Annotated in this window: 20 protein-coding genes; 4 read left to right on the top strand and 16 right to left on the bottom strand. The window is 70.3% G+C overall.

The window, feature by feature from the left end; translation table 11 throughout:
• Nucleotides 1–23: 23 nt before the first annotated feature.
• Complete coding sequence (locus EJ357_RS15870; RefSeq protein WP_126399525.1) at nucleotides 24–1,448, bottom strand: FGGY-family carbohydrate kinase; 1,425 nt, start codon at nucleotides 1,446–1,448, stop codon at nucleotides 24–26.
• A 258-nt stretch (nucleotides 1,449–1,706) separates the two neighbouring features.
• Nucleotides 1,707–2,732, bottom strand: a complete 1,026-nt coding sequence (locus EJ357_RS15865) for a 2-hydroxyacid dehydrogenase (protein WP_126392245.1) — start codon at nucleotides 2,730–2,732, stop codon at nucleotides 1,707–1,709.
• A 69-nt stretch (nucleotides 2,733–2,801) separates the two neighbouring features.
• Between EJ357_RS15865 and EJ357_RS15860 the strand changes: the two genes are divergently transcribed.
• Nucleotides 2,802–3,995, top strand: a complete 1,194-nt coding sequence (locus tag EJ357_RS15860; protein ID WP_126392244.1) for an RNA-guided endonuclease InsQ/TnpB family protein — start codon at nucleotides 2,802–2,804, stop codon at nucleotides 3,993–3,995.
• A gap of 29 nt (nucleotides 3,996–4,024) precedes the next feature.
• On the opposite strand, the gene EJ357_RS15855 is transcribed toward EJ357_RS15860, so the two are convergent.
• Genes EJ357_RS15855 through EJ357_RS15830 form a run of 6 tightly spaced genes read right to left on the bottom strand, consistent with a single transcriptional unit; the run spans nucleotide 4,025 to nucleotide 10,139 of the window.
• On the bottom strand, nucleotides 4,025–5,107 hold the full coding sequence (locus EJ357_RS15855; protein ID WP_126392243.1) for an ABC transporter ATP-binding protein: 1,083 nt from the start codon (nucleotides 5,105–5,107) through the stop codon (nucleotides 4,025–4,027).
• Entirely contained in the window at nucleotides 5,085–5,927 is an 843-nt protein-coding gene (locus tag EJ357_RS15850) for a DeoR/GlpR family DNA-binding transcription regulator (RefSeq protein WP_126392242.1), read from the bottom strand. The genes EJ357_RS15855 and EJ357_RS15850 overlap by 23 nt, the downstream gene beginning before the upstream one ends.
• Complete coding sequence (locus EJ357_RS15845; protein WP_126392241.1) at nucleotides 5,924–7,009, bottom strand: ABC transporter ATP-binding protein; 1,086 nt, start codon at nucleotides 7,007–7,009, stop codon at nucleotides 5,924–5,926. Before EJ357_RS15845 ends, EJ357_RS15850 begins: the two co-directional genes overlap by 4 nt.
• Nucleotides 7,006–7,836, bottom strand: coding sequence for a carbohydrate ABC transporter permease (locus EJ357_RS15840; protein WP_126392240.1), 831 nt, complete (start codon nucleotides 7,834–7,836; stop codon nucleotides 7,006–7,008). The genes EJ357_RS15845 and EJ357_RS15840 overlap by 4 nt, the downstream gene beginning before the upstream one ends.
• Nucleotides 7,833–8,714 carry a carbohydrate ABC transporter permease gene (locus tag EJ357_RS15835; protein ID WP_126392239.1) on the bottom strand — a complete coding sequence of 294 codons (882 nt, stop codon included), beginning with the start codon at nucleotides 8,712–8,714 and terminating at the stop codon, nucleotides 7,833–7,835. Before EJ357_RS15835 ends, EJ357_RS15840 begins: the two co-directional genes overlap by 4 nt.
• A gap of 3 nt (nucleotides 8,715–8,717) precedes the next feature.
• Nucleotides 8,718–10,139, bottom strand: coding sequence for an ABC transporter substrate-binding protein (locus tag EJ357_RS15830; protein WP_126392238.1), 1,422 nt, complete (start codon nucleotides 10,137–10,139; stop codon nucleotides 8,718–8,720).
• 168 nt (nucleotides 10,140–10,307) lie between these two features.
• Here EJ357_RS15830 and EJ357_RS15825 point away from each other — a divergent pair, with 168 nt between their 5' ends.
• The 3 genes from EJ357_RS15825 to EJ357_RS15815 are packed head-to-tail and all read left to right on the top strand — an operon-like array spanning nucleotide 10,308 to nucleotide 13,222.
• On the top strand, nucleotides 10,308–11,768 hold the full coding sequence (locus tag EJ357_RS15825) for an FGGY-family carbohydrate kinase (protein WP_126392237.1): 1,461 nt from the start codon (nucleotides 10,308–10,310) through the stop codon (nucleotides 11,766–11,768).
• A complete protein-coding gene (locus EJ357_RS15820; protein WP_126392236.1) occupies nucleotides 11,765–12,430 on the top strand; it encodes a histidine phosphatase family protein in 666 nt (221 codons plus the stop codon). The genes EJ357_RS15825 and EJ357_RS15820 overlap by 4 nt, the downstream gene beginning before the upstream one ends.
• A 12-nt stretch (nucleotides 12,431–12,442) precedes the next feature.
• Nucleotides 12,443–13,222 carry an SAM-dependent methyltransferase gene (locus EJ357_RS15815; RefSeq protein WP_126392235.1) on the top strand — a complete coding sequence of 260 codons (780 nt, stop codon included), beginning with the start codon at nucleotides 12,443–12,445 and terminating at the stop codon, nucleotides 13,220–13,222.
• Nucleotides 13,223–13,367: 145 nt separating this feature from the next.
• On the opposite strand, the gene EJ357_RS15810 is transcribed toward EJ357_RS15815, so the two are convergent.
• The 8 genes from EJ357_RS15810 to EJ357_RS15775 form a co-directional block, all read right to left on the bottom strand.
• A complete protein-coding gene (locus EJ357_RS15810; RefSeq protein WP_126392234.1) occupies nucleotides 13,368–14,009 on the bottom strand; it encodes a superoxide dismutase in 642 nt (213 codons plus the stop codon).
• Between the two features lie 120 nt (nucleotides 14,010–14,129).
• Entirely contained in the window at nucleotides 14,130–15,548 is a 1,419-nt protein-coding gene (locus tag EJ357_RS15805) for an amino acid permease (protein WP_126392233.1), read from the bottom strand.
• A gap of 120 nt (nucleotides 15,549–15,668) precedes the next feature.
• Nucleotides 15,669–16,571 (bottom strand): TauD/TfdA dioxygenase family protein, encoded by a 903-nt coding sequence (locus EJ357_RS15800; protein ID WP_126392232.1) that lies wholly within the window; start codon nucleotides 16,569–16,571, stop codon nucleotides 15,669–15,671.
• 11 nt (nucleotides 16,572–16,582) lie between these two features.
• Nucleotides 16,583–17,926, bottom strand: coding sequence for an LLM class flavin-dependent oxidoreductase (locus EJ357_RS15795; RefSeq protein WP_126392231.1), 1,344 nt, complete (start codon nucleotides 17,924–17,926; stop codon nucleotides 16,583–16,585).
• A gap of 189 nt (nucleotides 17,927–18,115) precedes the next feature.
• Nucleotides 18,116–18,832, bottom strand: coding sequence for an ABC transporter ATP-binding protein (locus EJ357_RS15790; protein WP_126392230.1), 717 nt, complete (start codon nucleotides 18,830–18,832; stop codon nucleotides 18,116–18,118).
• Nucleotides 18,808–19,650 (bottom strand): ABC transporter permease, encoded by an 843-nt coding sequence (locus EJ357_RS15785; RefSeq protein ID WP_126392229.1) that lies wholly within the window; start codon nucleotides 19,648–19,650, stop codon nucleotides 18,808–18,810. The genes EJ357_RS15790 and EJ357_RS15785 overlap by 25 nt, the downstream gene beginning before the upstream one ends.
• A gap of 5 nt (nucleotides 19,651–19,655) precedes the next feature.
• Nucleotides 19,656–20,723, bottom strand: coding sequence for an ABC transporter substrate-binding protein (locus EJ357_RS15780; protein ID WP_126392228.1), 1,068 nt, complete (start codon nucleotides 20,721–20,723; stop codon nucleotides 19,656–19,658).
• 208 nt (nucleotides 20,724–20,931) lie between these two features.
• A complete protein-coding gene (locus EJ357_RS15775; protein ID WP_126392227.1) occupies nucleotides 20,932–22,134 on the bottom strand; it encodes an ROK family transcriptional regulator in 1,203 nt (400 codons plus the stop codon).
• Nucleotides 22,135–22,598: the final 464 nt, after the last annotated feature.

Below are 22,598 nucleotides of genomic sequence, written 5' to 3'. Positions count from 1 at the left end.
ACTGCCCTCCGTTGTAAGGATGTTCACGCGCGTGCCCGGCCGCGTGCCTCCGCCAGGCGGGCCAGGTGTTCCTCATACCCCTCCGTGTAGTACGCCGCCCTCCCCGCGTCCGGCTCGACCACCGCCGTCGGCCGCGTCCACGCCTCCGCGTCCAACGTCACCCCGTACCGCTCGGCCGCCGCCAGCACCGCGCCCCGCGCGCCCACCTCGCCCTCGACGACCCGCAGCGGCCGCCCGAGCACATCGGCGAGCAGCCGCATCCAGGCCGGGCTGCGGGTACCGCCGCCGCACACGGCCAGCGTCCCGGTGAGCCCCGCCGCCTGCAGGCAGTGCCGGGCCGCGTAACCGATGCCCTCGCAGGTCGCCCGGACCAGATCGGCGCGGGTCGACTCCAGGGAGACGCCGGTCAGTTCGGCGCGCAGCCGTGGCTCGACGAAGGGCGCGCGCTCGCCGGAAGGCGCGAAGTACGGGAGCACGCGTACTCCGTTCGCGCCGGGCGGCGTCTCGGCCAGCAGCCCGTCGACCTCCTCGTGCCGGACGCCGGTCGTCGACAGCACCCAGTCCAGCGCCGCCGTACCGACCATCGCGGGCATCGCGCGCAGCCAGTGCCCCGGCCGGTCCGTGTTGATGTACAGACCGGCCGGCTCACCGGCCAGGTCCAGGTCGGTGGTGGCGACGAGGCTGGCCAGGCAGGTGCCGACGATGAGCAGACCGTCGCCGGGAGACGTCACGCCCGCGCCCAGCGCACAGGCCGGCAGGTCGTACGGCCCGTTCGCGATCCGGGTCCCGGCCGGGAGCCCTTCGCCGAGCGTGTGCGCCGTCGCGACCGGGTCGCTGACCGGGGCGAGGAGGCCGCGCCGGCGGGCCAGCCCGAGCAGCTCGACGACCCCGTTGTCGTACGTGCGGGTACGAGGGTCCAGGAAGGGCATCGACGCGTCCGACACGTCGGTTGTCGGGCCGGTCCCCGTCAGCCGCTGGAACACCATGTCCTTGCAGTACAGGGCCGCGGTCGCGGCGTCGAGCGCCTTCGGCTCGTGGCTGTCCAGCCACGCCAGCAGCGGGCCCGGACACCCCGGGAACATCGCGCTCCCCGTCCGCCGGAACACCGCCTCGAACGTGCCGTCCGCCAGCCAGCGGTCGACCAGCTCGTGCGCCCGTCCGTCCATCCAGGAGGCGGCGGGGCGCACGGGGCGGCCCTCGGCGTCGACCAGCCATACGCCGTCGCCCTGGCCGGTCAGGCCGGCGAGCTCGATCGGGTCCGGGGCGCGGGAGGTCACTTCTTCCAGTACGGCGACGACTGCGCCATACAGCTCGTCCATGTCCTGCTCGACGAACCCGCCGTGCAGGGCGAGGTCCACCGGGCGGGACGCGACGGCCAGTTCGCGGCCCTCGGCGTCGAACGCGGCCGCCTTCACCGTGGACGTGCCTACATCGATACCGACGTACATTCCCACCCACCTCTTTGGCTCGGTCGGCTGTGCCGTGCCTTCTGCAGTTGGCGTGCCGAATATTTGGCTCGGTCGCCTCCGGGGCGCTCTATGCCGGTGTCGAGAGGGCGATCGTGCTCAGCGCTTCGCGCCTCCGCGCGTTCGCCCTCTCGACACCGGCGCGCCCCTCCGGCTCTCTCGCGGCCGGTGTCGTCGGACCAGTGAGGTTGGTGGGCACTCACCCGGCCCCTCACCCGGCCCCTCACCTGGCCATCGCGCTCAGGTCAGACAATGCGCGAGCTGTTCCCCGCGAGCCCAGCGGCCCACCTCCGCCGCTGCGATCGCCGCCGCCTTCTCCGCCACCGCGCGGCTCGCCCCGCCCAGATGCGGAGTCAGTACGACGCGGTCGGCCAAGGCGTGCAGGCGGGAGTCCGGGGGGAGGGGTTCCTGCGCGTAGGTGTCCAGGGCCGCCGATGACACATGTCCGCTCTCCAGCGCGTCGCACAGCGCGTCCTCGTCCAGCAAAGGCCCCCGCGCCGCGTTCACGACCACCGCGCCCTGCGGCAGCAGGGCCAGTTCGCGGGCGCCGATCAGGCCTCGGGTCTCGGCGGTGAGGCGGGCGTGGAGGGTGATCACCTGGGAGCGGCGCAGGAGTTCGTCCAGGGAGGCGACCCGCAGGCCGTGGATCTCGCCGTGGACGTACGGGTCGTGGACCATGACCCGCGCGCCGAACGCGCACAGCACCCGCGCGACCCTGCTGCCCACGGCCCCGTACCCGACCAGCCCGACCGGCAGGTCCTCCAGCTCCAGGCCGCTGTGCTCGTAGGTGTAGTAGGTCGCCCCCGCCCAACTGCCCTGCCGGGCGAGGAGGTCGTGGGCCTGCGGGATGCGGCGCAGGGCCGCCAGCATGAGGCCGACGGTGAACTCGGCGGTGGCGGCGGCGTTGCGGCCGGGCGCGTAACAGACACGGACGTCGTGCCGCTTGGCCGCGTCCAGGTTGACGTTCACCGGGCCGCCCCGGCACACGACCACCAGCCGCAGCTCGGGGCAGGCGTCGAGGACGCGTTCCGTCACCGGGCCCATCTGCGTGACCAGCACCTGGGCACCCGCGAGCGCCTCGATCAGCTCGTCCTCGGCGTCGCTCGCCTCCGTCACCTCGGCCACGGGGCCGAAGGGCTCCAGTGGCCAGCCGAGCTTCAGCTCCTTCACGGTCGCCCGCTCCGACTCGTGCTCCACCGCCCGCGTGATCATCGACGGCAGGACGAAGTGGTCACCGGCGGCCACAATTTTTACTTGTTCGGTCATTCGCTGCCCTTTCCGAAGTCTGGCAGTCCCTTTACAAGTCGAAGCACTATCTTGTGAGTTGTAAAGGTCGTGCATGCGAAGAGAGCGTTCAAGTACCGCTTCTATCCGACTGATGCCCAGGCAGCAGAGCTGTCGCGCACGTTCGGATGCGTGCGGAAGGTCTTCAACATGGCGCTGGCGGCTCGCACGGAGGCGTGGATGCTGCGGCGGGAACGAATTAACTACAACGCCACATCGGCGATGCTGACCGCGTGGAAGAAGACCGGGGAACTGGCCTACCTCAACGAGGTTTCCTCTGTCCCACTCCAGCAGGCGCTGAGGCATCTGCAGACCGCGTTCACGAACTTCTTCTCGAAGCGTGCCAAGTACCCGCGCTTCAAGTCGCGTAAGAAGTCGCGGAAGTCCGCCGAATACACCGCGAGCGCGTTCCGTTTCCGGCTTGGCGAGTTGACGCTGGCCAAGATGGCGGAGCCGCTGGAGATTGTGTGGTCTCGGCCGCTTCCCGAGGGTGCGCAGCCGTCGACGGTGACCGTTTCCCAGGATGCGGCCGGACGCTGGTTTGTATCCCTTCTCGTCGAGGACCCCGATGTCAGGCCGCTTCCCGGCGCGGAAACGGCGGTTGGGATCGATGCAGGGTTGGACCGATTGCTGACCTTCTCGACCGGGGAAAAGATCACCAACCCCCGGCATGAGCGAAAGGACCGCGCGCGCCTCGGGAAGGCGCAAAAGGAGTTGTCCCGCAAGGTCAAAGGTGATGGTGCCAACCGGGCCAAGGCGCGCCGCAAGGTCGCCCGTATCCACGCCCGCATTGCCGACCGGAGGCGTGACCATCTCCACAAGATCACAACTCGACTCGTCCGTGACAACCAAACGATCGTGATCGAGGATTTGACTGTTCGAAACCTGATGAAGAACCGGAAGCTTGCCCGTGCCATCTCCGACGCGGCCTGGAGCGAGTTCCGCAGCATGCTGGAGTACAAGGCCGAGTGGTACGGCCGCGAAGTGATCGCCGTCGACCGCTGGTTTCCCTCCTCCAGGCTGTGCTCGAAGTGCGGAGTGCTGCAAGACAGGATGCCGCTGCATGTTCGAACATGGACGTGCGGTGGGTGTGGAACCAACCACGACCGCGATGAGAACGCAGCGAATAACCTTCTGGCCGCCGGGCTGGCGGTGTCGGCCTGTGGAGCCGGTGTAAGACCTCAACGGAGCACTCCGGGCGGGCGGTCGGCGATGAAGCAGGAAGCCCTACGGCGCGAGCTGTAGGAGTCCCCTCCGTCAGGAGAGGGAGGAAGTCAACGCAGGGAGTCTCCTGTCTCGGCGTCGAAGACATGGGTGAGGTCAGGGTCGGCGGTGACGTGGACGCGGTCGTCGTGGGCGAGGCGGACCTCGGGGTCGGTGAGGACGACGAGGGGGCGTTCGACGCCGTCGAGGGCGAGGGTGGCGATGCCCGACTCCAGGAGGGGTTCGTGGGCCACCACGCGGGCGGCGATGCCGTCGTCCTCGCCGGTCAGGGTCAGGTCCTCGGGGCGGATGCCGACCACCACCTTCCGGCCGACGGCCACCGGCACCGGCAGTGCGAGCCGTGCGGAGTCGGAGAGGCGGGCGTGGCCGTCGTCCGTCGCCGTGCCGGGGAGGAGGTTGATCGCGGGTTCGCCGACGAAGTCCGCGACGAAGACGTTGGCGGGGCTGTCGTAGATCTCGTACGGGGTGCCGAGCTGCTGGATGACGCCGTCCTTCATCACGGCGATCCGGTCGGCGAGGGAGAGGGCCTCCTCCTGGTCGTGGGTGACCAGGATGGTCGTATGGCCCAGGTCGCGCTGGATGCGTTTGAGTTCGCGGCGGGTCGTGTCGCGCTGGGCCGCGTCCAGGTGGGAGAGGGGCTCGTCGAGGAGGAGGACGTCCGGTTCGCGGATCAGGGCGCGGGCCAGGGACACACGCTGCTTCTGACCGCTGGACAGGCCCGTGGGGCGGGCGTCGAGGAGGGGGGTGAGGTCGACGCGGTCGGCGATCTCCCTGACCTTGCGGTCGACGTCACCCCGGGCGGCTCGTTTCCGTGCCTTCAGGCCGAACGCCAGGTTCTCCGCCACCGTCAGCGGCGGATACAGCGCGTAGTTCTCGAACGCGACCCCGATGTTGCGCTGCTGGGCGGGGCGCGCGATCACCGATGAACCGCCGACCAGGATGTCCCCGCCGGTCACCGACTCCAGGCCGGCGATCATCCGCAGGGTGGTGGACTTGCCGCAGCCCGAAGGGCCGAGCAGGCCGAGCAGCTCGCCGGAGCGCAGGGCCAGGTCGATGCCGCGTACGGCGTCCACCGCCGGGCGGCCCCGCGCCGCATAGGTCTTGCGCAGATCACGTAGCTCCAGCTCGGTCATCGCTGCCCTTCGTCACGGTCGGCGGCTTCGCGCACACTTCGTAGGTGACCTTGTGCTCGTCCAGGTCCCGCAGTGCCTCCGCCGACGCCCCGTCGTCCACGAGGAGCAGGTCGAAGCGGGAGAGCGGGACCACCCGGTGCAGGGCGACCCGGGCGAGCTTGGTGTGGTCGATCAGCAGGACGTTGCGGGCGGCCGCGTCGAGCATGGCCCGCTTCACCGACACGATGTGCTGCTCCTGGTGGTAGGCGTAGCCCCCGCGCACGGCCGACGTGGACGCGAAGCAGACGTCCACGCGCAGCTGCTCTATCGCCTCGACGCAGGACACGCCGAGGAAGGAGGAGTGCAGCGGGTCGTAGTCGCCGCCGAGGGCCATGAGGTGGATGCCGCGCTGGTCGGAGAGGAGGTTGATGGCCTCCAGGAAGTTGGTGACCACCGTCAGCGGGGTCACCTCCCCGAGCCGCAGCCTGCGGGCTATCTCCAGGGTGGAGGTGGAGTCGTCCAGCATGATCGCCATGCCGGGTTCGATCAGCTTCAGGGCGCGGTCGGCCACGGCGGCCTTCTCGGCGCGCATGGTCTTGAGGCGGTACTGCACGTTCGACTCGAAGACACCGGAGGGCTGGGCCGTCACCCCGCCCCTGGACTTCCTGACGATCCCCTGCCGTTCGAGCTCGTCCAGGTCCCGGTGGATCGTCATCAGGCTCACCCCGAACCGCTCTGCCAGCTCGGCGGCCGTGGCCGACCCCTCGGCGAGGACCTGCTCGGCCATGGCGGCCTGGCGGGCGGCGGGGCCCTGCTGTGCGTTGTTCAATCCCGGGTTCATGGTCCGATCCTTCGTCCTGGACGCTCCGGCCGGTCGGCCTCGAACAGGAGCAGGTTCTCAGGCCGGACCGACAGCCGTACCGGATCATCGGGACGCAGACCGGTCGCGTCGCCGCGCGGGGCGACCAGGGACACGTGCTGCTCGCCGAGCCGGACGGTGACCTCCACGGACCGGCCGAGCACCTCGGTGACGTAGACCGTGCCGGTGAGTTCGTGCCCGGGACCCTCGCCGAGGGTGAGATCGCGGGGCCGGACGCCGATCAGCACCTGCGTGCCGCAAGACGCCTGCGCTCCGATCGGCAGCTCGACCTCGCCGTCCGCCGACCGGAAGCCGCCGTCGGGCGCGACGGCCCCGGGGAGCAGATTGATCCGGGGCCGCCCGAAGGCCCGCGCGACCTCCGTGTCGTACGGGCGGTACCAGATCTCCTCCCGCGTCCCCGTCTGCACGATCCGCCCGTCCCGGATCACCCCGATCCGGTCGCCGAGCGCCAGGGCCTCGACGGAGTCATGGGTGACGTAGAGGGTGGTCGTGCGCCGCACCGCGCCGATCGCCTTCAGCTCGGCCCGCATCTGCTGGCGCAGCTTGGCGTCGAGGTGGGAGAGGGGCTCGTCGAGGAGGAAGGCGCGGGCCGGGCGGACCAGGACGCGGCCCAGGGCGACGCGCTGGCGCTGGCCGTTGGAGAGCTGCCCGACGGGGCGGTCGAGCAGGGCCGAGATGCCGAGGAGTTCGGCGGTCTCACCGATGCGCTCCCGCGCTTGCACGGCGGGGAGGCGGTGGCGCGGGGAGCGCAGCGGCGAGGCCAGATTGTCGTACGCGGACTTGTGTGGATAGAGGGCGTAGCTCTCGAAACACATCGCGACGCCGCGGTCGTACGGTTCGACGCCGTTCATGTCCTTGCCGTCGAGCTCGACCGTGCCGGAGTCCGGCTGTTCGAGCCCGGCGACGGTCTTGAGGGTGGTCGTCTTGCCGGCGCCGGACGGGCCGAGCAGACAGAAGAACTCGCCTTCGCGGACCTCGAGGTCGAGGTCGTCCAGGGCGGTCGTCCTCCCGTAGGTCTTGCTGATGCCCCGCAGCACGATCATGACTTCACCGCCCCGAACGACAGCCCCCGCACCAGATACCGCTGGATGGTGAGGGCCAGCAGCAGCGGCGGTACGACGGAGACGAGCGCGGCCGCCGCCGTCAGGTTGTACTTGGGGCGGTCCCCGCCGAGGAAGGACAGCGCGCCCACGGTCACGGTCTGGGCCTCGTTGGAGGTCAGGATGAGCGGGAAGACGAAGTTGTTCCAGGCGAAGATGAAGGCGAGCAGCGACACGGCCGCCACACCCGGCTTGACCAGCGGCAGCGCCACTTTCAGGAACGCCTGTTTGCGGGTGTAGCCGTCCAGCAGCGCCGCCTGTTCCAGCTCGGGCGTGAGGTCGGCGAAGTACGACCGCATGATCCACACGATCAGCGGCAGCGTCACCAGCTGGAGCACCCAGATCATGCCGACGTACGTGTCGAACAGGCCGAGCTTCTGGTAGAGCACGAACAGCGGGATGATCACGGTGAGTTCGGGTGCGAAGCGGAACGACAGCAGCGTGAACATCAGGTTCTCGGAGCCCTTGAACCGCCAGCGCGCCGAGGCGTACGCGGCCGGCAGGCCGACCAGGAGCGACAGCACGACCGCTCCCACCGACACCACCAGGCTGTTGACGAAGAACCGCACGAACGGGATGCCCTCGCTGTCGCCGAGGACGGTGCGGTAGCCGTCGAGGGTGGGGGAGAAGGAGAAGTAGGTGGAGAAGAGTTCGTTCGTCGGCTTCAGGGAGAGGATCACCATCCAGGCGATCGGGAAGAGGGCGAACACGAAGTAGAGGATGAGGGCGGCGTCCGCCAGCCACCCCAACAGGCGCTTGCGCATGGTCATTTGACCTCCGCCGCCTTTCGCTGGATCTTCCCCAGGTGCTTCACCAGCACCATCGCGGCGAGATACACGACGGCCCACAGCACGATCGTGTAGCTGATCCCGAACGAGTACCGCTGGAAGCGGATCGCCTCCAGATAGGCCCGGATCTGCAGGACGACGGTCGAGTCGCCGGGCCCGCCCTCCGTCAGGGCGTAGATGATGTCGAACACCTTCAGCGAGTCCATGAACCGGAAGATCACCGCGACCAGGACGTACGGCCACAGCATCGGCAGCGTCAGCCGCCGGAAGGTGTACCACCAGCGGGCCCCGTCGACGGCCGCCGCCTCGAAGGGCGAGGTGGGCAGCGAGCGCAGCCCGGCGAGGGCGAGGATCGCCACGAACGGGGTGTAGACCCAGACGTCCACGGCGATCGACGACAGCAGCGCGCCGGTCGGGGTGTCCGTCCACTGGACCCCGCCCAGCCCGAAGGGTTCGAGGAGGTGGTTGATCACTCCGACCGACGGCTGGAGCATCAGCTTCCAGATGATCGCCGCGATCACCGGCGCGATCATCAGCGGCAGGATGAGGATCTTCTCCAGCACCCGCCCGACCAGCGACGACCGGTGCAGCAGCAGGGCGACGGCGACCCCGAGGACCGTCTCCACGACGGCCGCCCCCACCGCGTACAGCACCGTCACCCACGCCGAGTTCCAGAAGGCCTCCTGCGTGAAGACGGTCTCGTAGTTCTCGAACCGCACCATGTCCGGCTGCGGTTTGCTCGCCGAGAAGTCGAACAGGGTGTAGTAGAGGCCGAGCCCGAAGGGGTAGAGGATTCCGCAGGTCAGCAGCAGGGCGGGGACGATCAGGACGTAGGGGCGCAGGGCGAGCCGCCATCCCATCGGCTAGCCCACCTTGTCGGCGAGGTCGCCCGCCAGCCCGTCGAGCACCGACTCTGCGCCCTGGCCGCCGTAGATCTCCTGCAGGGCGGCGGCCCAGCTGGTGGTCGCGTCGAAGAACTGCGCCTGCGGGGTGAACTGGATCTTCGTCTGGTCGACGACGGCCTCGAAGGTCTCGATGAAGCCCGGGAGGTGCCGCATCTTGTCCTTGTAGGCGGCGGCGTCGGCGATGGACTTGCGCACAGGGTCGATGTGGTTGTGCGTGACGGCGCTCTTGAGCAGGTGCTCCTTGCCGGTCGCCCACTGGAGGAAGAGCCAGGCGGCGCTCTTCTTCTTGCTCTTGGCGTTCATGCCGAGCGACCAGATCCACATGTTGGTGGCGAGCGACCCGTCCGGCCCCTTCGGACCGGGGTGGAAGGCGATCTTCCCCGAGGCGGGGCTGGCCCCCTCGACGGCCTGGAAGTAGGCGGCCGTGTCCGCGTCGAACAGCATCCCGGCCTTCTTCGCACCGAGGTCGCTGGAGCACTGGTACCAGGTGTACGACGTCCAGGACGGCGGCCCGCCCTGCTTGACCATGCCGGCCCAGTCCTCGGTGAAGGCGATGGCCTCGGGGCTGTTCATCGCCGGTGTGAGCTTCCCGCCCTCGACCGTGAAGTCCTTGAGCCCGTTGCGGGCGTACATCGTCATGAAGCCGGGGTGGATGGTCGCCCAGCTCCTCGATCCCCGTACGGCGATCCCGTACATGCCGTCGAAGCCGGCACCCGGAGCCTTCTGCTTGATGGCCCCGGCGGTCTCGCGCAGCTCGTCGAAGGTCTCGGCGGGCTTGAGGCCGAGCTTCCTGAAGACGTCCGTGTTGTAGGCGACGACGTTCGTCTCCCAGCCCCACGGCAGCGCGTACTGCCCGCCCTGCCCGAGCGGCGCGCCCGCCTTCAGGGACCACTGGTCGGCCTGGAGGAGGTTGGGGAAGAAGTCGGCCTGGTCCCATTCGGCGCCGGTGGCCGAGGAGTTGCGCATCCACGGGCCGAGGTCCTCCAGCCACCCCGGCGGCCCGTACTGCCAGACCATGTACGCGCCCAGCATGAAGACGTCGTACGAGGCGCGGCCGCTGGACAGGTCGACGGTGAGCTTGTCGAAGTAGTTGTCCTCGGGGAAGACGTCGTACTCGACCTTGATGCCGGTCTTCTCGGTGAAGGACTTCAGGTCCGCTATCAGGGCGTCCGTGTACGGGTGCTTGTTGAGCAGCGCCTTGACGGTCGTCCCCTTCTCCCGCTTCCAGTCGAAGGAGCCGGTGACGTCGTCCGCCGCCGAGCCGTCGTTCTTGCTGTCGTCGCCGCCGAATCCGGCACCGCAGGCCGACAGGAGGGGCGTGGCGGCCAGGGCGGCGCTCAGCGCCAGGAACCGTCGGCGGTCGTGGGCGTGCGTGTCCATCCGTGACCTCCACGTGGGGTTCGGCCATCCGGGTGCGAGTGGTTAACACGGCGAGTCGACTCGTTAACAGAGGGTGGAACGGCGGAAGTTGGGCGTCAATCCCTCGCGCACGGGAAAATCTCAGGGCAGAGTGTGAAGTTCACGGATCCAGATGTGCGGGAGGTCCGGATGACGCATGAACAGGACGCGTGGCTCGGGATCGACCTGGGGACCCAGAGCGTCCGGGTCCTGCTGGTCACCGGGGACGGCACGGTCCTCGGCAGCGGCTCGGCGCCCCTCGCCGGGCGGCGTGACGGTGTGCGGCACGAGCAGGATCCGGCGCAGTGGTGGGACGCGCTGTGCGCGGCGTCCCGTGCCGCGCTGCAGGGCCGGTCGAAGACGCGGGTCGGCGGGCTCGCGGTGTGCGGGACGTCCGGGACCGTGCTGCTGACGGACGGGGCGGGGCGGCCGATGAGCCCCGCGCTGATGTACGACGACGGGCGGGCGGCGGCCGAGGCGGCGCGGGCACGGTCGGCGGGGCTCGGCGTGCAGAACACCTGGGCGTTGCCGAAGGCGCTGTGGCTGACCGAGGCCTACGGCCCCGGCAGGGTCACCCACCAGCCGGACCTGGTCGTCTCCCTCCTCACCGGCGCGCTGCCCCCGGCCGACTCCAGCCACGCCCTCAAGACCGGCTACGACCTGGAGCGCGACGCCTGGCCGTCCCCGCTGGCCCTACTGGGCCTGTCCGACACGGCGATCCCCGACGTCGTACGCCCCGGCACCCGGCTCGGCGAGGTCACCCCGACCGCCGCCGAGGCCACCGGCATCCCCGCCGGCACCCCCGTCATCGCCGGGATGACCGACGGCTGCGCGGCCCAGATCGCCTCCGCCGCCCTGCGCCCCGGCTCCTGGAACTCGGTGCTCGGCACCACGCTGGTCCTCAAGGGCGCGTCCCCGACCCCGGTCCGGGACCCGACCGGCGTGGTCTACAACCACCGTGCGCCGGACGGGAGTTGGCTGCCCGGCGGTGCCTCCAGCGTGGGCGCGGGGGTGCTCACGGCGGCGTTCCCGGGCGCCGACCCGTCGGCCATGGACAAGGCGGCCGCCGCGTACGAGCCGTCCGGCGCGATCACCTACCCCCTGGTGTCACCCGGTGAGCGCTTCCCCTTCCTGGCCCCGGACGCCTTCGCGCTGGTCCTCGGTGAACCGGAGTCGGACGCCGACCTGTGGGCCGCGCTCCTCCAGGGCGTCGCCCTCACGGAACGCCTGTGCCTGGACTACCTGCACCACCTCGGCGCCCCCCTCGACGGCCCCCTCACCTTCACCGGCGGCGCCGCCCGCAGCCCGTACTGGAACCAACTGCGCGCCGACGTCCTGGGCCGCCCGGCCCGGGTGCCGGAGCAGACGGAACCGGCCCTGGGAATGGCGGCGTTGGCGGCGTACGGGGCGGGCGCGGCGCCGCGGCTGGCGGAGGCCGCGGAGGGCATGGCCGGCATTGGCACGACCGTCGAACCCCGCCCCGGCCGCACCGCCCGCTTCGCCGAGCCCTACGCCCGCCTGGTCGACGAACTGACGTCCCGGGGCTGGCTGCCCCCACCGGTCGCGGCGCACGCGCATGCCCGCCTGGACGTGGATACTGCGGATTCATGAGCACGAGAACGAGCTCGAGTGCGAGCACGGGTACGACCACGAGTGCGACGCTGCTGCTGGCCCGGCACGGGCAGACGATCTGGCACGCCGAGAACCGCTACGCCGGCATCAGCGACGTGCCCCTCACCGACGCCGGCCGCGCCCAGGCCGAGGCCCTCGGCCGCTGGGCCGCCGCCCATCCGGTCGACGCGATCTGGACCTCGCCCCTGTCCCGCGCCGTCGCCACCGCCGACCCGGCCTGCCGGGCCCTCGGCCTCACCCCGCACCGCGAACCCGGCCTGCGTGAATGCGACTTCGGTGTGCTGGAGGGCCGGACGCTCGCGGAGTTCGCGGCCGAGGACCCGGCGGCCGCGGAGGCCTTCCGCGCCGACCCGGTGGCTCACCCGTTCCCCGGGGCGGAGAACCCGGCGGCCGCCGCCGAGCGCGGTGCGGCCGCCCTGCGCCGCATCGCCGCCGCCCATCCCGGCGACCGCGTCCTCGTGGTCGCCCACAACACCCTCTTCCGCCTGGTGCTGTGCACGCTGCTGTCGATCCCGGCCGGGGAGTACCGCAGAGTGTTCCCGAGGTTGCGCAACGTGGCGGTCAGCGAACTCCGTATGAACACCGACGGCTGCGCCGCACTTCTCTCCCTCAATGTGCCCTGCGACCCCGACCTGCCGTAGCACCATGGGCACATGACGGAGATCGACACCTCGGTACCGCACTCGGCCCGGATCTGGAACTACTGGCTGGGCGGCAAGGACAACTACCCCGTGGACGAGGCGGCCGGCGACGCCTACACCGCCGTCTTCCCCGGCATCGTCACCATCGCCCGCGGCAGCCGGGCGTTCCTGGGCCGCAGCATCCGGTACCTGGTCGCGGAGGCGGGCGTACGCCAGTTCCTCGACGTCGGCACCGGGCTCCCGACCGTCGACAACACCCATGAGGTCGCCCAGCGCATCGCGCCCGAGTCGAGGATCGTCTACGTCGACAACGACCCGCTGGTCCTGGCCCACGCCCGCGCCCTGCTGACCTCGACCTCCGAGGGCGCGACGGCGTACGAGGACCTGAGCCTGTACGAGCCGGAGAAGATCCTGGAGGCGGCCGGCGAGACCCTCGACCTCTCCCGCCCCACGGCCCTGATCCTCAGCGGCATCCTCGGCCATGTCGCCGACCACGACCAGGCCCGCGACATCGTCCGCCGCCTCCTGGCCGGCCTGCCCTCCGGCAGCTACCTCTCCCTCAACGAGGGCTCGCGAGGCACCGACCCGGCCTACGAGCATGCCCAGGACGCCTACAACGAGACCGGCGCCGTCCCCTACTTCCTGCGCCCGGTCGACCAGATCGCCGCGTACTTCGAGGGCCTGGACCTGGTGGAGCCCGGCCTCGTCCCGGTCCCGCTGTGGCATCCCGAGCCGGGCGACGAGGACCCCCGGCCGATCGGCCAGCACGGCGCCCTGGGCCGCAAGCCCTGACGCCCTCCAGGCACTGGGAAGCCCCCGCGAGTCAGGTCCTCGCGGGGGCTTCCGTCATTCCGCCTGCCGTTCGTGAAGGGTGAGAAGACGATCACGAGGCAGGACGACTGTCAGCGGCCGCTGTGGCCGCTACGGCCTTTCGCCGTCACGGCGCGAGCAGCAGCACGTCCGCACGGGACTTGGCGGCCTCGTAACGCCGGGCCACGTCCTGCCAGTTGACGACGGCCCACATGGCGTCGATGAAGTCGACCTTCTGGTTGCGGTACTGGAGATAGAAGGCGTGCTCCCAGGCGTCGAAGACCAGGATCGGAGTGGCGCCCTGCCCGACGTTGCCCTGGTGGTCGTAGACCTGCTCGACGATCAGCCGCCCGCTCAGCGGCTCGTACGCCAGCACACCCCAGCCCGAACCCTGCGTCGTGGCCGACGCCTTGGTCAGCTGGGCCTTGAAACCCGCGAAGGAGCCGAAGGACTCGGCGATGGCGTCCGCGAGCTCGCCCACACCGTCGGCGGCGAGCGGCTCGCCACCGCCGTCGCCGGTCATGTTCTGCCAGTAGATGCTGTGCAGGATGTGCCCGGACAGATGGAACGCCAGGTTCTTCTCCAGGCCGTTGATCGACCCCCACTGCTCCTTGTCCCGCGCCTCCGCGAGCTGCTCCAGCGTGTCGTTCGCGCCCTTCACATAGGCCGCGTGGTGCTTGTCGTGGTGCAGCTCGATGATCTCGGGGCTGATCACGGGCGCGAGCGCGGAGTAGTCGTAGGGCAGTTCCGGGAGTGTGTAGACGGACATGAAGGGTTCCCCTCAGAGCTCTTATTGCAAGTGGCTTGCAACAACAAGCTAACAGCAAAAAGCCCCCGTGTGGATCACACGGGGGCTTCTGTGCGTGTGGAGGTGGCGGCGGACCGGTGGTCAGGCCTTGCCGCGCGCCTTCTGCCAGGCGTATCCCACGACCGCCAGGAACACCGTCATCCCACCGGTCGAGTAGAGCTGCACCCGTGTGTCCGGCTCCCGGGCCATGAGCACGAAGATCGCCGCCATGCCCGCCAGCGCGACCCACGTCAGCACCGGGAACGCCCACATCCGCACGACCAGCTTCTCCGGCGCCTCGCGCTCCAGCCGGCGCCGCAGCCGCAGCTGGGAGACGGCGATGAAGATCCAGACGACGAGGATGACCGCGCCGATCATGTTCAGCAGCCAGGGGAAGACGTCGTCCGGGCGCCAGTAGCTCAGCACCACGCAGACGAAACCGAACACCGAGGAGGCCAGGACCGCGACACGCGGGACGCCGCCGGACACCCGGCCCAGCGTCTTCGGGCCCTGTCCGCGCTGGACGAGGGAGTACGCGATGCGCGAGGAGCCGTAGATGTTGGCGTTCATGGCGCTCAGCAGGGCGACCAGGACCACGACGTTCATGAGCTGGCCGGCGCCGGGGATGCCGAGGTGGTCGAGGGCGGCGACGTACGGGCCCTTCTCGACGATCTCCGCGGAGTCCCAGGGGACGAGGGTGACGACGACCGCCATGGAGCCGATGTAGAACAGGGCGATGCGCCACATGGCCGTGCGCACCGCGCTCGCCACACCGCTGACCGGGTTCTCCGACTCGGCCGCGGCGATGGTGACCGTCTCCATGCCGCCATAGGCGAAGACCGAGGCAAGCAGGCCGATGATCAGTCCCTCGGTGCCGTTGGGGAGGAATCCGCCCTCGCCGGTGAGGTTGGCGGTGCCCGGGGCGTCCGTGCCCGGCAGGAGGCCCGCGATGGCCAGCCCGCCCAGCACCAGGAACAGCGCGATCGCGCCGACCTTCAGCGCGGCGAACCAGAACTCGAACTCGCCGAAGTTCTTCACGGCGGCCAGGTTCGCGCCGCAGAACACGACCATGAACAGCGCCACCCACGCCCACTCGGGCGTGTGCGGCAGCCAGGTGGTGACGATCTTCGCGGCGCCGATGCCCTCCAGGCCGACGGCCGTGCACAGCAGCACCCAGAACGACCAGCCGGCGGTGAAGCCCGCCCAGGGCCCGATCGCCTTCTCGGCGTGCGCGGAGAAGGAACCCGACGACGGATACGCGGCGGACATCTCGCCCAGCATCCGCATCACCAGCATCACGAGGAGGCCGGAGAGGACATAGGCGATGACGATCGAGGGACCGGCGGCGGCGATTCCGGCACCGGACCCGACGAACAGGCCAGCGCCGATGACACCGCCGAGGGCGATCATCGACAGATGGCGCTGCTTGAGGCCGTGGTTCAGGCCGGGGTTCGGGCCGGGGGTCTGGCCGGGGGAGACGTCGTCCGCGGTCGCGGGCGTCTCCGTCGAGCTGTTCTGCATGGGCGCGGCTCGTCCAATGCGTGAGAGGGCAAAAACGCCCACAGTCTGGGCAGCCTCTCCGCTCAGAAGGAGAGGCTGCCCACTATGCGGACACTCGCCGCACTGTACGTGACGCCCAGGTCACGCGGCGACGGGGGCGGCGACCGTCGTGTAGTGCGAGGCGTCCCCCTCGATCGAGTAGCTCTCCTTGCCCTCGATGCCGACCGGCACGTCACCGGCGACGGTCACCCGGTGCAGGCGGCGCGGCAGGCCGTCGTAGTTGTCGATGGCGTAGTGCTGGGTGATGCGGTTGTCGAAGATCACCAGCTGGTTCGGGGACCAGCGCCAGCGCAGGATGTTCTCGGGTCGGGTGACGTACGACTGGAGCAGGTCGAGGATCTTGCGCGACTCGCCGACCGACAGGCCGACGATCCGCTGGGCGAACCCGCCGATGAACAGCCCGCGCTCACCGGTGAGCGGGTGGACGCGGACGACGGGGTGGGCCGTGCGGTACTTGATCGAGGTGAACTCGGCGCGCTGCTCGGCCTTCTCCGCGTCGATCTCCTCGTCCGGCACCGCGTAGTCGTAGTCGTTGGTGTGCTCGGCCCACAGGGTGTCGGCCAGCCGGCGCAGCGGCTCGGGCAGGTCACGGTAGGCGGCCGCCGAGCTGGCGATCAGGGTCTCGCCGCCGTACGGCGGGATCGTGATGCTGCGCAGGGTGGTGGCCTGCGGCGGGTTGAGGACGAAGGTGACGTCGGTGTGCCAGTGGTTGGCCCGGCCGCGCTCGCTGTCCACGGGCAGGACGTTCGCGGCGCCATCGACGGCGGACACCGTCGGGTGGGCGGTGGTGATGTCGCCGAAGTGGCGGGCGAAGGCCTGGTGGCCGGCGTCGTCGAGGTCCACGTCGTCGAGGACGAGCGCCTTGTGGACGTTGAGGGCCTCGCGCAGAGCGCTGACCGTCTCCTCGTCGAGGGGCTGGGAGATGTCGACCCCGGAGACACGGGCGCCGATGTTGGCGGTGACCTTCTGGATGTCGAGGGACATGAGCGGTCCTTTCAGACGAGGGCGGGTGCGGACGGGCTGACGTACTGGTTGGCGGGGCGCGGGAGGCCGTAGCGCTCGCGCAGGGTCTGGCGCGGGCCGTACTCGCTGCGGAGCAGGCCGCGGGCGCGCAGGATCGGCACCACGTGGTCGACGAAGGCGTCGAGGCCGGAGGGCAGCACCGGCGGCATGATGTTGAAGCCGTCGGCGGCGCCCTGCGTGAACCACGTCTCGATGGCGTCGGCGACCTGCTCGGGCGTACCGGCGAAGGTGAGGTGACCGCGGCCGCCGCCGAGCCGCCCGATGAGCTGCCGCACGGTGAGCCGCTCGCGCCGGGCCAGCTCCACCACGAGCGTGTAGCGGCTCTTGGCACCCTCGATGGCGTCCTCGGCGGGCAGGTCGGCCGGGAGCTCGGCATCCAACTCCAGGGCCCCGGGCTCCAGTTGCAGCAGGCTCTCCAGTCGGCCCACGCCGTGCGCGTACACGATGTGGTCCTCCAGGACCTGCTCGGCCGCCAGCGCCTCGGCCTCCGTCGAGCCGATCACCGGCACGATGCCGGGCAGCACCTTGATGTGGTCGGGGTCGCGGCCCGCCTGCGCGGTACGCGCCTTGAGGTCGGCGTAGAAGGCCCGCGCGTCCTCGATCGTCTGCTGCGCGGTGAACACCGCCTCCGCGTACCGGGCGGCGAAGTGCTTGCCGTCCTCGCTCGATCCCGCCTGCACGAGCAGGGGGTAACCCTGAGGCGTGCGCGGCACGTTGAGCGCGCCCTCGACGCTGAAGTACGTCCCCCTGTGCCGCGGCGGATGGATCTTGGCGTCGTCGCCCCACACGCCGGCCGCCTTGTCGGCGACGACCGTGTCGTCCTCCCAGCTGTCCCAGAGCTTCTGGGTGACGTCCAGGAACTCGGCGGCACGGGCGTACCGCTCGGCGTGCGCGGGCTCCGCGTCCAGCCCGAAGTTGCGGGCGGCCTCGGCACCGGCGGTGGTGACGATGTTCCAGCCCGCCCGGCCGCCGCTGACGATGTCGAGCGAGGCGAACTTGCGGGCCAGGTTGTAGGGGGAGTTGTAGGAGGTGGACGCGGTGGCGATCAGGCCGATGTGCTCGGTGGCCGTCGCCAGCGCGGTGAGCAGGGTGAGCGGCTCCAGGGCACCGGCCGGGCGCTGGGCCAGGTTGTTCCACAGCTGCGGACCGTCGGCGAGGAAGAGGGAGTCGAAGGTGCCGCGCTCGGCGATACGGGCGAGGTGGACGTAGTGGGCCAGGTCGACGTGCGCGTACGGGTCGCTCTCGGGGAGCCGCCAGGAGGCCTCGTGGTGGCCGGTGCTCATGAGGAAGGCGTTGAGGTGGAGTTGCCGGGGCATGCGGTGTCCTTCGTTCTGGACAGTCGGGGATGGCCTTACGAGCGCCGGTCCGGGCATTTCAGCCTGTCCGGCGTTTGAGGACGAGGCCCGTTCAGGGCCGAGGCGGGGGTCCGGGGGCGGCAGCCCCCGGGGACGGGACGGGTAGGGGCGGCGGGGGCGAAAGTCGCCCGAGCGCACGGCACCCGGCGGTCACCTGACGTCCTCGGTCACGCCCAGCGCCGCAAGCAGCCGCGACCGGTACTCGCCGCGCGCATGCGCATCGCGGTCGATGGTCAGGTCGAGCCCGATACGCCCCTCCTCCAGCACGAGCACCCGGTCGGCCAGCACGATCGCCTCGTCCACGTCATGGGTGACGAGCAGAACCGAGGGCCTGTGGCGCTCCCAAAGCTCCCGCAGCAGGGCATGCATCTTGATCCGGGTGAGCGCGTCCAGCGCCCCGAACGGCTCGTCCGCCAACAGGAGTTCGGGCTCACGGACGAGGGAGCGGGCCAGTGCGGCGCGCTGCTGCTCGCCGCCCGACAGCTCGTTGGGCCAGGCCCGCTCGCGGCCCTTCAGCCCGACCTCGGCGAGGGCCTCGCGGCCCCTGTGCTCCGCCTCCTTGCCGTCGAGCCCGAGCAGGACGTTGGCGAGGACGCGGCGCCAGGGCAGCAGCCGGGAGTCCTGGAAGACGACCGACACCCGGTCCGGGGCGGTGAGCTGTCCGCTGCCGGTGACTTCGTGGTCGAGCCCGGCGACCGCCCGCAGCAGGGTGCTCTTGCCGGAGCCGCTGTGCCCCAGCAGGGCCACGAACTGGCCGGCGGGGATGTCCAGGTCGATGCCGTCGAGAACGGTACGTCCGTCGAACGAGCGCGTCAGCGAGCGCAGTTGGACGGCGGGGCGGGTCAGCTGCTCAGTGTGCGGCGCCACGACAGCACCCTCCGTTCGATGATGCGGACCGTGCTGTCCGAGGCGAGGCCGAAGATGCCGTAGACGACCAGGCCGACGAGGATGACGTCCGACTGGCCGTAGTTCTGCGCCTGGAACATCATGTAGCCGAGTCCACTGGTGGCGTTGATCTGCTCCAGGACCACCAGGCCCAGCCAGGAGCCGGTCACGCCGAGCCGGAGTCCCACGAAGAACCCGGGCAGCGCGCCGGGGATGACGATCTCCCGGATGAAGCGCAGCTTCGACAGGCCCTGCACCTCGGCGAGCTCGACGAACCGGTTGTCGATGCCGGACAGCGCGGCATGCGTGTTGAGGTAGATCGGGATGTAGACGACGATGGCGATGATCGCGATCTTGAAGGTCTCGCCGATGCCCAGCCAGAGGATGAACAGCGGGATCAGACCGAGGGTCGGGATGGCCCGGTTGAGGTTGACCGTGCCGTCGATCAACGCCTCTCCGGTGCGGGTCAGCCCGGAGGCCAGGGCCAGCACGATGCCGGCGGTCAGACCGATCGCGAAGCCGGACGCGGCCCGCTGCAAAGAGGTGAGGATGTCGGTGATCAGGGTCCCGTCGGTCCACAGCTGGACGCCGGTCTCCACCACCGTCCAGGGCGCGGGGATCGCGGCGGCGTCGAGCGCTTCGGCGGCGGACGCGACGGCCCACAGGACGAGCACCAGCAGGGGCCCGGTGAGCCGGGCGGCGGGCAGGCGTTTGCCGGGGGCGAGCCCGCGGCGGCGTTTGCGGGGCCGCTCGTCGGCGACGACGACGTCGGCGGCCTTGTCCAGGGTGGTCGTGGTCATGGCGGTCACTTCCGGTACTCGGCCGGTACGGACTTCGCGGCGATGCCCTCGAAGCGGTGGTCGAACAGCTCGCGGACGTCGAACTTCTTCACGAAGCCGCCCTCGGCGAGCAGATCCGCGGTCTCCTGCTCCCACTTGATGGCCTCGTCCCAACTCGGCGGGAACAGCGGCTTGTTGGCGAGCTTCGTGATCGCCTCGGCCTGCGCGAGGGTCAGGTTCTGCGTCTTGACGTAGAACTCCCGGTTCCACACGTCGGGGTGCTCGTACGTCCACACCTGGCCCTTGGCCCAGTACGGGATGTACGCGGCGACCGCGGCGGCCTTCGCGGGGTCGTTCAGCACGGAGACCGGCGCCCACAGCAGGTTGAGCAGGTCGACGACGTCGGTGGGGATGGTGCGGGCGCCCTTGGACTCGTACTGCGACAGGTAGGCCGGCGCCTGGGTGTTGCCGAGCGGGGCGATGTCGACCTGGCCGGACTGCAGTGCGGTGAGGAACTGGTTGCTGGTCAGCGGGACCAGCTCCACCTCGTCGTACTTCAGGCCGGCCTTCCTCAGCGCACGCAGCAGGACGACGCCCTGCGCCTGGCCCTGCGAGAAGGCGAGCTTCCTGCCCTTGAAGTCCTCGACCGACCGGATGTCGCTGCCGGGCTTGGTGGCGAAGAGGTAATTGGGCTTGCGGGTGATGTTGATCGCGACGATCTTCGCGTCGAAGCCCTGGTAGTGCGCCTGGATCGGCGGAATGCCCGCATTGTTGGCGAGGTCCAGGGACTTGGCCCGGAAGGCGTTGATGACATCGGGCCCGGCGCCGATGTTCAGCCAGTTGCTGACCTTGAACGGAGGGTCGCCCAACTTGGCCAGTCTGAACTGGAGTTGCTGGGAGTTGGAGAACGAGGCGATCTTCAGACTGGTACCGGCGGGCACCTTCTTCGCCAGCGGGGCGGTCGAGGCGCCCTCGCTGCCGGCGGCCGCGCTGCTGTCGGCGCAGCCGGAGAGGCCGGCGGCCGCGGCGGTGACACCGAGCAGCGAGGTCAGGAACAGACGGCGGTCAACGCCCGGGGCAGGCAGAGATGACATGGCAGGACTCCGTAGGCCAAAGTGATGGGAATGCATGCGGAATTCCGGGCAGGAGAAAGCCAGGGAGGGGGAAATTCACGCAGGAGGAAATGAGCGCTTCACACGTGGCGGTGTGTCAGCAACAAAGGGTGCGACAGCTCACGAACAGGCTCATGAGCAGGATGTTCCTGGACATCGGCGATCCCTGTCAACATTCCGAGTTTCTGAATTAAATAGCCTCAGGTGACACGGCCAGCGGATCCCGGTAGAGCACGTCGAGGGCCACCGAGCCACCGGCCACGGCAAGCACGGAATCCGGAAAACTCGTCGGCACGACGGCCGTCGCGCGCCCGTCGCCGACCCCCGAGCGCAACGCGGCGAGGCAGTCCTCCCGGTGAATGACACCCATCTCGGTCACCACCACCGTCTCCGGATTGAGGACGTCGAGCAGCAGCCGCGCCGCCCGCCCGACGGCACTCGCCCGCTCCACCAGCAGCCGTACGGCCTCCCGGTCGCCCGCGGCCGCCGCGGCGACCACATGCACGGGGTTCACCCCCTCGATGACGCCCGCCGCACGCGCCCGGCGGCACAGCGTCCGCTCGCTCAGCTCGGCCTGCAGGCAGCCGACCCGACCGCACTCGCAGGTCTCCGTCCCGCCCGGCACCGGCAGATGGGCGATGGCGCCGGCCTGCGAGCGAGGTCCGTGGTGCACCTCGTCATGGGTGGCGAACGCCGCGTCGACCACGTTGCCGACGAACAGGTGCAGCACGCTCCCGCTGCCGCGTGCCCGCCCGAACAGCCGCTCCGCGTTGACCAACGCCCGCGCGTGGCCGTCCACATGGACCGGCAGCCCCGTGCGCGCGCCGAGCACCTCCCGCACCGGCACCTCGCGCCAGCCCAGCAGCGGGTGGGCGACGACGGTCCCGGTGTCGCGGTCCACCCAGCCGCCCGCGGCGAATCCGACGCCGAGCGGCCGGCTGCCCGGCGTCTCGTCCAGCAGCGCGGCCAGCCCGTCGGCGGCCCGGGCCAGCACGCCGTACGGCTCGATGGCCCCCGAGTGCTTCAACTCCCGGTCGGCGACGACCCGTCCGCGCAGATCGAGCAGCGCGACCGTGGTGTAGGGCACGGCCACGTGCACCCCGCACACCACGAACCGCGAGTCGTCCAGGTCGACAGGCACGTGCGGTCTGCCGACGCCCTTGACCTGCCGGGGCGCGACGGACTCCCGGATGAGCCCGAGTTCGGTGAAACGGGCGCAGTAGTCGGTCACCGACGCCGGTGACAGCCCGGTCAGCCGGGCGATGGTGCTGCGGGCGACCGGCCCGTGTTCCAGCACGGAGCGCAGGATGACGCTGGCGCTGGTCCGGCGCCGGTCGCGGTCGGCGATACGGGGGACGGTGGACGTAAGGGTGGGTGCCGCGGTACGGGGCATGGGGAACTTCCTCGGGAGCCGGTCCGACACTGCGCCGTCTGAGGCGGCGAGTCGTACCGGGTCACCGGAGCCGACTCACCTCGTTCGGCGACAGGCGGCCGCGCCCACGCGTCGCAGATCGACGTGGCGACGCGACGAGAAGTTCCGGGACTGGGCGACCATGCGCTCGAAGCTAGCAAAACGGCCCACCCGCTGCCCAGACGGCGACCGACGGGCGAGACGGCCGCTTCTCACGAGGGCGGCCCGATTGGCGGATCCCTACAGCCCGCCCCCACCACGGCATGTGAGCTGAACGTCCCGGCCTCAGTGACCGGCATCACCCCGTACCCGGTGTAACACCCATCGTTTGTCCGGAGCCCACCAAGCCCGTGAACGCGCCTTTGTCGACCACTGACGGTGATCGGCCCGCACACGCCGGGATACGGTCACAAGCGTCCCGTACCGTCCTCACCTCGCGGAGTCCC

It is taken from the genome of Streptomyces cyaneochromogenes (assembly GCF_003963535.1).
Lineage (GTDB): Bacteria > Actinomycetota > Actinomycetes > Streptomycetales > Streptomycetaceae > Streptomyces > Streptomyces shaanxiensis.
Note: the sequence above shows the minus strand (reverse complement) of the source record. Positions and strands in the feature narration are given on the sequence as shown.